The sequence below is a fragment of the Flavobacterium davisii genome (assembly GCF_019565505.1).
Lineage (GTDB): Bacteria > Bacteroidota > Bacteroidia > Flavobacteriales > Flavobacteriaceae > Flavobacterium > Flavobacterium davisii.
In genome coordinates this window covers 2743540-2756718 of sequence record NZ_CP067378.1, presented here as the reverse complement: position 1 = coordinate 2756718, position 13179 = coordinate 2743540, and the positions used below count along the sequence as shown (strand labels likewise).

Below are 13179 nucleotides of genomic sequence, written 5' to 3'. Positions count from 1 at the left end.
TCACACAATAGGCAGTAATTATATCAAAATTGGAAAATATAAACTTCAAAAATAGAATTATAAGTATCCAACCCGAAAATGGGTTAGAACTTGATGAATCATTCCTAATTAGAATTGAACCAGAACATCAAAGAGGTGGAATAAATAAAAAATCAAAGATTTTAATAACTAACACATTTGAATTTTATTGCTTGATAAATCTTCATGAATATGGTGTGAAAAATGGATTCAATTTTTATTTATCAGGAAACATCCCTTTTCATTTAAAAACATATTTTGAAAAAATAAATTCTGACAGTATTTCTCTAGAATTAAGTTATCAAATTTTTGAAATAGCTAAATTAAATAGATATAATGGTATCTTTGACGTTTCTTTTAAAAAGGGGAAATGAATTTCAAAGTTATTATATCAATTTTGACATACTAGAAAATAATATTTTATTAAATTTTGAAAATTCTTTTTTGAATGCGAAAAAGAATTTAAAGTATGGATTAATAGCTTTTCTAATGATTTATATACTTGGATAGATTCATTAAATACTAATTATCTAGATTTATTGCAAAAAGGTATTTTTAGTTTTGAAATTGAATACAATTAATAACCACTGCTAACATACAGTTTGCCATATGCAGTTAAAAGCCTATTTAAAGTTTGTTTTGCACTTGCAAACTTTTATCTTTAACTAATACTTCAACACCCCTATAGTCACCTCAAGGAGACAATCCTAAAAACATACTTTTGGTAACAACAAGAGAAATTAGCACAAAGGCATTAGGGAATTGTACTAAGTATTCACCCAAACCACAACTTGAATTTAGAATTCAGAAAAGAGTGAAGAGCCATTAGGCAATAGCTCCGAAAAATACCCATTATCTAAAACTTGAAACAAAATAGCGAAAAAGGCAATAGCCATTAGGCAATAGTACCAAGCGTTTCCGTTTTACCGACCTTGAAACTTGAAACAAATTAGCAAAAAGGCAATAGCCATTAGGTAATAGTACCCCACTAACCGCTACTTGAAACCTGAAACAAATAAACCCATAAACTTATAAACATACAAACTCCTAAACTCTCCCCTATAATTTTCCCAAAATCACATTTTACCCCTCCCCTAATTTTCAAATTCATAAAAATCAACCTCAGCCCCTAATTTCAAAAAAGATTTCGGGCTGATTTTCTTATATTTGTGTTCGAAAATAAAACATACCATATAATGTCTAATAAATCAACGATTCATTACACCTTAACGGATGAAGCTCCTATGCTGGCTACCCATTCGTTTTTACCTATAGTACAAGCGTTTACCAAATCGGCTAATATTGATATCCAAATTCGCGATATCTCTTTGGCGGGGCGTATTTTAGCTAACTTCCCTGAATTTTTAACAGCAGAGCAACGCATTGCAGATGCTTTGACAGAACTAGGAGAATTAGCTACTACACCTGAGGCTAACATCATCAAGTTACCCAACATTTCGGCTTCTATCGTACAATTAAAAGAAGCAATTGCTGAGTTACAAGCGCATGGTTTTGCGGTGCCTAACTTCCCAGAAGAGCCACAAAACGACGACGAAAAAAACATCAAAGCTAAATATGCTAAAGTATTAGGTTCGGCGGTGAATCCTGTGTTACGTGAAGGAAACTCGGACCGTCGTGCTCCTAAAGCAGTTAAAAACTATGCGAAAGCAAATCCGCACCGTATGGGCGTTTGGGCATCAGATAGCAAAACTTCGGTGGCGCACATGAATGCTGGCGACTTCTACGGAACAGAAACTTCCACTACAGTAGAAAATGCCGGTAAATTCCGTATCGTTTTCAATGGTGCTGATGGTTCATCAAAAGTTTTAAAAGATTTTTCTCCTTTAAAAGCAGGTGAAGTTATCGACTCTTCGGTAATGAATCTTTCGGCTTTAAAAGCTTTTGTTAAAGAAGCTATCGCTGAAGCTAAAGAGAAAAACGTATTGTTATCAGCGCACTTAAAAGCGACAATGATGAAGGTTTCTGACCCCATTATTTTTGGTGCTATCGTAGAAACTTTCTTCGCCGATGTTTTTGCCACTTATGCGGATACATTCAAATCATTAGATATTAATCCTAACAACGGTTTACAAGATTTATACGCTAAAATTGCGGGTCACGCTCAAGAAGCTGAAATCAAATCGGCTATTGATACGGCTTTAGCAAACGGACCGCGTGTGGCTATGGTAAACTCGGATAAAGGCATCACGAACTTCCACGTTTCTTCAGATGTGATTGTAGATGCTTCGATGGCCGCGTTAGCGCGTAGTGGCGGTAAAATGTGGAACAAGGAAGGTAAAGAAGAAGATACGGTTTGTATTATCCCAGACCGTACCTATGCAGGTTTTTACCAAGCGGTTGTAGATGATATGATTGCTAACGGTGCTTTAGACCCAAAAACAATGGGAACTGTTCCTAACGTTGGTTTAATGGCGCAAAAAGCGGAAGAATACGGTTCGCACGATAAAACTTTCCAAATCGATGCTAACGGAACTGTAAATGTAGAAGATGAAAACGGAAACGTTTTATTAACTCAAAAAGTAGAAGCTGGTGACATTTTCAGAATGTGCCAAACCAAAGATGCTCCTATTCAAGATTGGGTTAAATTAGCAGTTACTAGAGCACGTTTATCTGATACTCCAGCTATTTTCTGGTTAGATAAAGGTCGTGCTCACGATAGCCAAATGATTCAAAAGGTAGAGAAATATTTACAAAACCACGATACTACTGGTCTTGACATTCGTATTATGGATGTAAAAGACGCCATGACAGAAACATTAAAAAGAATTCGTGAAGGAAAAGATACTATCTCAGTTTCAGGTAACGTATTACGTGACTATTTAACCGATTTGTTCCCTATTTTAGAATTAGGAACTTCGGCTAAAATGTTATCTATCGTGCCTTTAATGAATGGCGGTGGTTTATTTGAAACTGGTGCAGGAGGTTCGGCTCCTAAACACGTAGAGCAATTCGTGGAAGAAGGTTATTTACGTTGGGATTCTTTAGGAGAATTCTTAGCATTACAAGCTTCTTTAGAGCATTTAGCACAAACACAAAACAATGCTAAAGCACAAATTTTAGCCGATACTTTAGATGAAGCAAATGCTTTATTCTTAGCTAACGACAAATCGCCTGCACGTAAAGTGGGTGAAATTGACAACAGAGGTTCACACTTCTACCTGTCGTTATACTGGGCACAAGCTTTAGCAAATCAATCGAAAGATGCTGATTTAAAAGCTACTTTTGCTCCAATTGCAGCGGAAATGACTGCCAACGAAGCTAAAATTGACGCGGAGTTAATTGCTTCTCAAGGAAAAGCACAAGAGATTAAAGGTTACTACCAACCTTCTTTTGAATTGACTGACAAGGCAATGCGTCCGAGTGAGACTTTAAATAGTATTTTAGCTAAATTAAATTAATATTGAGCGACCTTCGGGTCGCTTTTTTTAATTATTCACTCCACGAATTAACAAAGTGATTTCTCTTGCATTGCTACTATTTTTCGAACCAGATTACGCGTTAAAATTTTATTACAAATAAAAACGACTTTAAATCTAAAAAGTAGGCTGTTTTGTGTCCTCGATTAGGTTGTCCTAAAAGGACGTAATCATTTGAATTTAGTTTTTATATTAGAATTCATTGTGAAACAAAATTTTAGAAGAAGCAGTTTCTCTTGTTATCAAAATAACAAACTATAAATAGGTTAATTTACTGCCTTTAGACACCTTTGTCATAATTTATATACAGAATGAGGAAATATTGGCAAGATTATTGGATAATAAAAATTAAATATCTTAATCAAATTATGAAAAAAATCGCTTTAATCCTTTTATCTACTGGATTTGTATTATTTACTAACTGTAAAAAAATGAAACAGGAGCTACTCCAGCTCCACAAGAACAAACAAACGATGTTAGCAACAACTTTACGGGTATGTACAGCGGCACAACGCCTTGCGCTGATTGCCCCGGTATTTACACCCACATTACTTTCAAAAACGATGGTACAGTTGCTAAAAGTACTATGTATTTGGATAGTGATGATACTTCATTAAATGAATACGGTACTTGGACAAAAAACAATGATATCATTGAAGTCAAAATCGAAAATTCTTCTAATGAGTATTATGCTGTAAAACCAAATAATACATTGGTAATGCTAAATAAGGATAAAAAAGAAGTAACTGGTGAGTTAAGTAAAAATTATATCTTCGAAAAAACAGCAGTATACACTACGGCAGAATTAAACGGGATTTATCATACTGAACAATCAGGCAAAGGTTACAACCAAATTTTAGAATTAAAAGCCGATAACGACAGCATTTACAATGTAAAAGTTTCCTTTACTGGAGCTCCTAAAGGTTGTACTTTTGAAGGAAAAGGCCAATTAATTAACAATCAAATTGATTTGGAATTAAACAAAATCAATAAAGATTTAAAAGGTACTATGACTATTTTATTTAAAGATAAAACATCTGCTGAAATTTTTACATCTAAATTTGATGATCGTTTAGCGTTGAATTTCTTCTGTGGTGGCGGTGGAAGTTTAGCAGGTGAATATTGGAAGAAATAAGCCATCGGCTAAAACAAATACTAGAGAGAGGAGTTAATCATTGAGCTATAAAGTAATACGCTTTATCGTTCGCTCCTCTCTTTCCTATTGGATTAAACCCCATTTTTGCATTAGACCCGAGCGTAGCGAATAGACGAAGTAAATCTATTCCACTTTATTTTTCTTCAAATTTAAGCACGTACTCTATTTTATTCATCGAAATAGTTGACTATTTGATCTTCTAAAATTTTCCGTGAGCATTTGAATTTATCATTTTTTTGTTTCACAACGAAGTCTAATATGGAATATGGGTTAAACTTTTTTTGTCTGAAGCGAAAATTTTTCATCCCAAATTTTAGTTCTTTTTGATTTTAAAAGAGTTCTCTATTATTCTATTTTTTCAATATGCTCTGGGCAATCCATTCGAATTTCTACTGATTCTAAAATTTTAGACATCAAGTTACAATGGTGTCCTTCTTCTTTTTAGTATAAAATTGACAGCTAAAACACATGCGATTAACAGATATAATATCTATTTTTTTTAATTGAAAAAGTAAATTTGATAATAATTCCCATACTTGTTCTTTTTGTTTGGTTCTTCAAGTCTTAAAATATTTTGTAAGGGACGTGTAAAACTTTCTGTTTCTTGAACAATGATTTCTCCTTCTTCTGTGATTTTTAAAGCATAACTACGAGCATCTGTAGCATTCTCTTTTTAACAACTAACTTTTTTTGAAATAGTATCTTTACTGCGTCACTAATTGTAGGTTTCGTTACATGAAATTCTTTTGCTAGATAACTTACTGTTGCTTGTTCAGATCTGTGATGTTTTAAAAAAATTAGCAATTGAATTTGAATAGGGCTCAATCCTTTCTTTTTTGATTGTTCCCAAATTAAATAACGCTGTATGGATGCCAATTTATCTAAAGCTGCCATAATTTTTCCATCGACACCTAAATTCTGATTATTTAAATCAAAAATGCTCTTCATAATTAAGTAATTCAGGGATTTTTGACAAAATTAACAATACTATTTTTTTAATTCTCACATAAAATCATAAAATTAACTAGGAACTTTTTTTATGAATATTAAATAGGGTATTTTGTTTAATTTCATATTCTTTCTTATAAATCCAAATGCTATATTAAACTCAAATAAATTAAACATAAGATGTATATCTATTACAGATAAAATATAAAAGAAGTATTTTTTTGATATTTAACATAATAGGACTGCATCTATAAAAAAATCCTATGTCTTTTCATCTTATTTATCCTTTTATCTATATTATATAGCTTATTATTTATATTAACTATCTCTCTTTAAAAAAGATAATTAATATAAAACGGAACGAAATCTTTGTTTTTTTTAAAACTAATTTAAATCATAGTGGAATGGTAATATTTTGGTAAATTTGATCTAAAAAAAAGAGTCTAACTATTTAAAAATTAAAAAACAAACATACAATGAATTTAAAAAGCATATTCCTCTTATTTCTTATTCTGCACAGTCCATTTCTTTTTAGTCAACAAAAATTTACCATCAGCGGTGTTATATCTGAAGCTAAAACGAATGAAACTATAATTGGTGTAAACTTACAGGTTGAAGGGACTTCTATAACTTCTTTTACTAATGAATATGGTTTTTTTCTATTACATTACCAGAAGGAACTTATAATTTGATTGTCAGTTCTGTTGGTTTTAAAGCAGAACGCCAAAAATTTGAGTTAAAGGGCGATTTAAAACTAAATTTTCAATTGGAAGAAGAAAACAAACAATTAAAGGAAATTCTAATAACTGACACTAAGCAAAAAGCCAATATACGCAAACCTGAAATGAGTGTTAATAAGTTAAACATTCAAACGATTAAACAGATACCTGCTGTATTAGGGGAAGTAGATGTAATCAAATCTCTTTTATCATTACCCGGTGTTACAAATGCAGGAGAAGGGCAGTCTGGTTTTAATGTTCGAGGTGGTGGAGCTGACCAAAACTTAGTTTTATTAGATGAAGCTACTGTATATAATGCTTCTCATGTTTTTGGGTTCTTTTCTGTATTTAATCCAGATGCAATTAAGGATTTAAAACTTTACAAGGGAGGGATTCCTGCAAAATATGGCGGCAGAGCATCTTCTGTATTGGATATTTATCAAAAAGATGGTAATAGTAATCGTTTTTCGGTCAATGGTGGTATTGGACTTATTACGAGTCGTCTTTTGGCGGAAGGTCCTATTGTAAAAGAACGCGGTTCTTTTTAGTGGGTGGAAGGTCTTCTTATGCACATTTATTTCTAAAGTTAAGCGATAATAAAAATGCTGCTTATTTTTATGATTTAAATGCTAAATTAAACTACAAGCTTAACAGTAACAACAATTTATTTTTATCTAGTTATTTTGGTCGTGATGTATTTGAATTCAACAATACTTTTTATAACACTTACGGTAACACGACATTGAATTTAAGATGGAATCATTTATATTCCGATAAATTATTTTCTAATCTTTCTTTAATTTATAGTGATTATTATTATGGTCTCCGATTGGATTTTATTAGTTTTAATTGGACTTCTGGGATCAAAAATTACAACATAAAGTATGATTTCAAACATTATATCTCGGATAAATTAAAATTAAATTATGGATTAAATGCCATTTATAGCGATTTTAATCCCGGGGTTATTGAACCTACAGATGAAAAATCTCCTATAACATATAAGAAACTGGATAAAAAGTACGCTTTTGAACCTGCTCTGTATTTAGATGTTGAACAAAAAATAAGTTCTAAAATAAACGTTTCTTACGGGTTACGTTATAGTCAATTTTATCGTTTAGGTAATTCTACCATCCGTTATTATAAAAATGATAATCCTGTCATTTTTGATCCAGAATTAAAAATTTATGAAAAAGCAACTCCTATTGACCAAAAAACTTTTGGTTCATTTCAAAAAATAGCATTTCATAATTATTTAGAACCTCGTTTTGCCATGGCATACGAATTAACTCCTGAACAGTCATTAAAACTGAGCTATAATCGTATGGTACAATACTTACAACTCGTTTCTAATACGACTTCTCCTACTCCTCTTGATGTTTGGACACCTAGTGATCATTATATTAAACCTCAAATTGCTGATCAAGTAGCTATGGGCTATTTTAATAATTTTAAAAATGATGTCTATACTTTAGAGATTGAAACTTTTTATAAAAAAATTCAGAATAGAATGGATTATATTGATGGGGCCGATTTGATAGCAAATGAGGCTATTGAACAGGTTATTTTAAACGGGCAAATGCGTTCGTATGGTTTAGAGTTTTTAATTCGAAAAAACAGTGGTAATTTAACAGGCTGGCTATCTTATACTTTGTCTAAATCGGAACAACAGACACCGGAAGAAATAACCAAGAAACGGGGATTAATAACGGAAACTGGTATCGTTCTGCTTATGATAAAACTCATAATATAGTATTTACAGGAGCTTATAAATTAAATGAAAAGTGGCGTTTTGGGGCTAATTTCACGCTTCAATCAGGACAACCTATTACATATCCTAATGGACAATATGTATACCAAGGTCTCGTGGTTCCTAGTTACGGATTAAGAAATGAAAACAGACTACCTACTTATCATCGTTTGGACATATCTGCTACTCTAAAGCCTAGAAAAAATTTAAATAAAAAATGGCAATCAGAATGGGTTTTTAGTATCTATAATCTATACAGCAGAAGAAATGCGGCTTCAATTAGTTTTAGACAAAATAAAGATACGGGTATTAACGAGGCTGTTCGATTATCTATTTTTGGGATTATTCCATCGGTATCATATAATTTCAAATTTTAAAGTAAACAATATATCTTCCACAGTATAAAATAATTTCTTTTTTATTAAAAGAAATCTTTTATGGAAGATCTAAAATCTTATACAACATGAAAAATATATTTTTATATAGCTGCATCATCATTTTATTCTTTACAAATTGTGAGGATGTGATAAATGTTCCATTAGAAACTGCTAATCCAAAATTAGTAATTGATGCTAATTTAAAATGGTTACCTAACACTACAGGACAAAATCAAACGATTAAACTTAGTCTTACCAATCATTTTTATTCTAATGATGTTTTACCTGCTAACAATGCCATTGTTACAATACAAAATGGAAGTAACGAAGTTTACAATTTTAATCAGGTGACAGGTACTACTGATTATGTTTGTAATAACTTTGTTCCTTTAATAGGTGAAACCTATACGTTAAAAATAATTTACCAAGGAGATATTTATACTGCTCGTAATACGTTACTTTCTACACCTAAGATTACTGAAATCAATCAAGAAAATGAAAAAGGTATAAATGGCAAAGACCAGATACGCATTAAAGGATTTTTTCAAGATAATGGAAATGAGAAGAATTATTACTTATTTAAAATAGATAATAACAGAATTCCTTTTCCTGAATATAGATTACTCGATGATAAATTTTCACAAGGAAAGCTCATGTTTGGTCTTTTTTATAACAAGATAGAAGCTAATGATAAAATAAAAATCAGTATCCAAAGTATTACAGAACAGCATTTTTATTATATGAATAAACTGCTTAGTATTTCAGGACAAAATGGAGGTGGTCCTTTTAGCACTCCTCCTGTCAGTCTACGTGGAAATATCATTAATGAAACTCAGAATGAACGTTATCCTTTTGGCTATTTTAATTTAAGCGTACTATCGTCTGAAGATTATATAGTAAAATAAGGATTATTAAGAAACTGTTCAAAAAATCACAATTGCTTCATAAAGTTTTGTTTCGTAAACTTAAAAGGAAAACTGTTAATCTTAATTGAATCATAATGTTATTCCTTTTACTTTAGTAAACGTAAAACACTAAATGTTAATGTGTTATTTTTTGAACAGTTTTAAAAATAATAGAAAAGTTAATAAAATAAAAAGGTTTTTCTTTTTTACCTTATCTACTATTCTCTATTTTACAATAGTATTACCTATCTCCTTTCTGTGGTAACTTTTTTATTCTTTTATTTGTAATTATGATCCTAAAATATGGACATTTCCCATTAATTGATAAATCTTTTTCATCATTCCCTTTTCTAAATTTGATTATTTCAAAAAGTAATTTATAATTAATACTTATTTTTTAGCTAGTAGTTGCCCTATTATTAAACCCTCTTTTTTATTTTTACACAAAAAAAATGTCTTCACATCATATCGTCCGAGACGACCAAGAACCTGCTCTAATCATTGCCAATGGAGCAGAATGCTCACGTGTATTATTAGATCAACTATTGGAATGGTCCCCTTTTGTAATTGTATTGGATTCAGCTATAGAAAGGGTTTTAAATCTGGACATAAAAGTAGATGTTTTATTAGGTGATTTTGACAGAAATTTTAACGCTGATTCTTATAAAGAGAAACAATATCCTCTTGAAATTATTCATACTCCTGATCAAAATAAAACAGATTTGGAAAAAGCGTTTGATTATTTGATAAGTAAAGGACATCAAGCGGTCAATGTCGTTTGGGCTACAGGTAAACGAGCAGACCATACCTTCACTAATATTACGAGTATTGCTCGTTATAAAGAGGAATTAAAAATTGTAATTTTAGATGATTATTCAAAAATACATTTACTTCCTCCAAAATTTGAAAAATGGTACACTAAAGGAAGTATCATTTCATTAATTCCAATAGGAGAAGTTAAGGGGATTTCTTCTAAAAATTTATTTTACGCTCTAAATGATGACACCTTAACATTAGGTTTCCGAACGGGCAGTAGTAATTTTGTGACACAAGATGGCATCGTATCAATTGAACATAAGGAAGGCCATTTATTATTAATAGAATCTTTTGACTAGCATATCGCCATAAGCATAAAAATAGACGCTATTTATGTAGTTAATAGCATAAATAAAAATTTTAACTTTACGCTCTTAAATTTTAGTATTAAATGAAATTTCAAGTTGTATCTAATTTTGCTCCCATGGGAGATCAACCTCAAGCTATAAAAAAATTAGCCGAGGGAATTCAAAATGATGAAAAATATCAAACTTTATTAGGTGTAACAGGATCGGGTAAAACTTTTACAGTAGCCAATGTAGTACAAGAAGTACAACGCCCTACGTTGGTACTAGCTCATAATAAAACATTAGCCGCTCAATTATATTCAGAGTTTAAACAATTTTTTCCGAATAATTCGGTACAATACTTTGTTTCTTACTATGATTATTATCAACCAGAAGCTTATATTCCTGTAACGGGTACTTATATAGAAAAAGATTTATCAATTAATGACGAATTAGAAAAACTTCGTTTAAGCACTACTTCTGCATTACTTTCGGGACGTAGAGATGTTTTAGTGGTAGCATCTGTTTCCTGTTTATATGGTATAGGCAATCCTGTTGAATTTCAAAAAAATGTCATTTCAATAGAAAGAAATCAAGAAATATCAAGGACTAAATTTTTACATCGTTTAGTTCAAAGTTTATACGCTCGTACCGAGGCTGATTTTAATCCCCGGTAATTTTAGAATAAAAGGGGATACTGTTGAGGTCTTTCCTCGGGTATGCCGATGATCCTTTTAGAATTCATTTTTTTGGCGATGAAATAGAGGAAATAGAAGCTTTTGATGTAAAAACATCTAAAGTAATAGAGCGTTATGAAAAACTAAACATTTACCCTGCTAACATGTTTGTAACTTCACCAGATGTATTACAAAACGCCATTTGGAATATCCAACAAGATTTAGTTAAACAAGTAGACTATTTTAAAGAAATAGGAAAACATTTAGAAGCAAAACGTTTAGAAGAACGAACTAATTTTGATCTTGAAATGATACGTGAGTTAGGTTATTGTTCAGGAATTGAAAATTATTCTAGATATTTAGACGGTCGTGAAGCGGGTACTCGTCCATTTTGCTTATTAGACTATTTCCCAGATGATTTCTTAATGGTGGTAGATGAAAGTCACGTAACTATTTCACAAGTACATGCTATGTATGGAGGAGATAGAAGTAGAAAAGAAAACTTAGTTGAATATGGTTTTAGATTACCTGCTGCATTAGATAATCGTCCGCTTAAATTTGAAGAATTTGAAGCATTACAAAATCAGGTAATTTATGTATCAGCTACACCCGCTGATTATGAATTACAAAAATCAGAAGGAATTTACGTAGAACAGGTTATTCGCCCAACTGGCTTATTAGATCCTATCATCGAAGTGCGTCCAAGTGCCAATCAAATAGACGATTTAATTGAGGAAATACAGCAACGTTGTGAAGCAGATGAACGTGTTTTAGTTACGACTTTAACCAAACGTATGGCGGAAGAATTAACCAAATATTTAACCAAAGTTTCGATACGTTGTCGCTATATACATTCAGATGTAGATACATTAGAACGAGTAGAAATCATGCAGGACTTACGTAAAGGTTTATTTGACGTGCTCATTGGTGTTAACTTACTTCGTGAAGGTTTGGATTTACCAGAGGTTTCTTTAGTGGCCATTTTAGATGCAGATAAAGAAGGATTCCTACGCAGCCGTCGTTCTTTAACACAAACTGTAGGACGTGCTGCTCGTAATATTAATGGCAAAGCCATTATGTATGCTGATAAGATAACCGATTCTATGCAACGTACAATTGACGAAACGAATTATCGTCGTGAAAAACAAATTAATTTTAACACGACTCACAATTTAGTTCCAAAAGCATTGAATAAGTCTATTGAAAATCACTTATCAAAAAATCTTGAAAACAATTATCATTATAACAATTCTATTTCTAAAGCCGCAGAACCTGAGACAGAATATTTGGCTAAACCTGCAATAGAAAAACGTATTCGTGAAAAACGAAAAGCTATGGAAAAAGCCGCTAAGGATTTAGATTTTATGCAAGCTGCTAAATTACGTGACGAAATAAAAGCTTTACAAGAAAAGTTAAACTGATTTTTTATTTATTTACAATTTAATGGTTATATTACGTTTCTTTTTTGCGTATTATCTGTTTTTTAAACAATATTTATTAATTTAATACCGTTAACTAACTAAAAATTATGAAATGAAAAAAAATTTTTAACATTCATCACCTTATTGGGCATTACGGCTACAGGCATAGCTCAAGATAATGCTATAGGGATACGTCTTAATGAGAACAATGGTTTTGGAGCTGAAGTTACTTTTCAAAGAGACCTATCTAAAGAGAATAGAATAGAGGCTAATTTGGGATTCAAAAATCAAGGATACTCAAGATATGGAGGATATAGTTATGATCAACGTGAAATAAAACTAACAGCATTGTACCATTGGGTTTTTGACATACAAAATGGATTTAAATGGTTTGTTGGACTCGGAGCAGGAATAGGTTCTTGGAACACTTCTTCCTATTACAGCGTAAATAATGGTCGATATGAGGACAAAAGTGGCGTGTATTTAATTGTAGCGGCCAACGGAGGAGTTGAATACAACTTTGATTTTCCATTAAGAGTGGCAGTAGATATAAGACCCGAGCTTTATATAAGTTCTGAATACAAAGACATAACCGATAGAGGATTTGGACCTAATATAGGCGTAAGTGCTCGTTATCGTTTTTAAAAAATAGGCGGTTCTAAAAAATT

7 protein-coding genes and 2 pseudogenes are annotated in these 13179 nt (G+C 31.6%); 8 read left to right on the top strand and 1 reads right to left on the bottom strand.

Annotation, left to right across the window (positions count from 1 at the left end):
* Positions 1-29: 29 nt before the first annotated feature.
* The 3 genes from JJC05_RS13120 (at position 30) to JJC05_RS13110 (ending at position 4590) form a co-directional block, all read left to right on the top strand.
* Complete coding sequence (locus JJC05_RS13120; RefSeq protein WP_235877582.1) at positions 30-392, top strand: hypothetical protein; 363 nt, start codon at positions 30-32, stop codon at positions 390-392.
* An 822-nt stretch (positions 393-1214) separates the two neighbouring features.
* Positions 1215-3437, top strand: a complete 2223-nt coding sequence (locus tag JJC05_RS13115) for an NADP-dependent isocitrate dehydrogenase (RefSeq protein ID WP_235877580.1) — start codon at positions 1215-1217, stop codon at positions 3435-3437.
* Between the two features lie 514 nt (positions 3438-3951).
* On the top strand, positions 3952-4590 hold the full coding sequence (locus JJC05_RS13110; protein WP_235877579.1) for a copper resistance protein NlpE: 639 nt from the start codon (positions 3952-3954) through the stop codon (positions 4588-4590).
* A 657-nt stretch (positions 4591-5247) separates the two neighbouring features.
* Here JJC05_RS13110 and JJC05_RS13105 read toward each other — a convergent pair.
* Positions 5248-5559 carry a MarR family transcriptional regulator gene (locus tag JJC05_RS13105; RefSeq protein WP_235877576.1) on the bottom strand — a complete coding sequence of 104 codons (312 nt, stop codon included), beginning with the start codon at positions 5557-5559 and terminating at the stop codon, positions 5248-5250.
* Positions 5560-6035: 476 nt separating this feature from the next.
* On the opposite strand from JJC05_RS13105, the pseudogene JJC05_RS13100 reads away from it, so the two are divergent.
* The 5 genes and pseudogenes from JJC05_RS13100 to JJC05_RS13080 all read left to right on the top strand — a co-directional run bounded on the left by JJC05_RS13100 (position 6036) and on the right by JJC05_RS13080 (position 13156).
* Positions 6036-8405: pseudogene (locus JJC05_RS13100) on the top strand (TonB-dependent receptor).
* A gap of 86 nt (positions 8406-8491) precedes the next feature.
* On the top strand, positions 8492-9310 hold the full coding sequence (locus JJC05_RS13095; RefSeq protein WP_105196066.1) for a DUF4249 domain-containing protein: 819 nt from the start codon (positions 8492-8494) through the stop codon (positions 9308-9310).
* A gap of 452 nt (positions 9311-9762) precedes the next feature.
* Positions 9763-10425 carry a thiamine diphosphokinase gene (locus JJC05_RS13090; protein ID WP_105196067.1) on the top strand — a complete coding sequence of 221 codons (663 nt, stop codon included), beginning with the start codon at positions 9763-9765 and terminating at the stop codon, positions 10423-10425.
* 92 nt (positions 10426-10517) lie between these two features.
* A pseudogene (gene uvrB / locus JJC05_RS13085) lies at positions 10518-12511 on the top strand (excinuclease ABC subunit UvrB).
* A 144-nt stretch (positions 12512-12655) separates the two neighbouring features.
* Positions 12656-13156, top strand: a complete 501-nt coding sequence (locus JJC05_RS13080) for a hypothetical protein (protein WP_235877574.1) — start codon at positions 12656-12658, stop codon at positions 13154-13156.
* Positions 13157-13179: the final 23 nt, after the last annotated feature.

Excerpts from the sequence above, each read along its gene's own strand:
- JJC05_RS13105 (WP_235877576.1), bottom strand. The coding sequence starts at position 5,559 with ATGAAGAGCATTTTTGATTTAAATAATCAGAATTTAGGTGTCGATGGA.
- JJC05_RS13110 (WP_235877579.1), top strand. The coding sequence starts at position 3,952 with ATGTACAGCGGCACAACGCCTTGCGCTGATTGCCCCGGTATTTACACC.
- JJC05_RS13115 (WP_235877580.1), top strand. The coding sequence starts at position 1,215 with ATGTCTAATAAATCAACGATTCATTACACCTTAACGGATGAAGCTCCT.
- JJC05_RS13090 (WP_105196067.1), top strand. The coding sequence starts at position 9,763 with ATGTCTTCACATCATATCGTCCGAGACGACCAAGAACCTGCTCTAATC.
- JJC05_RS13095 (WP_105196066.1), top strand. The coding sequence starts at position 8,492 with ATGAAAAATATATTTTTATATAGCTGCATCATCATTTTATTCTTTACA.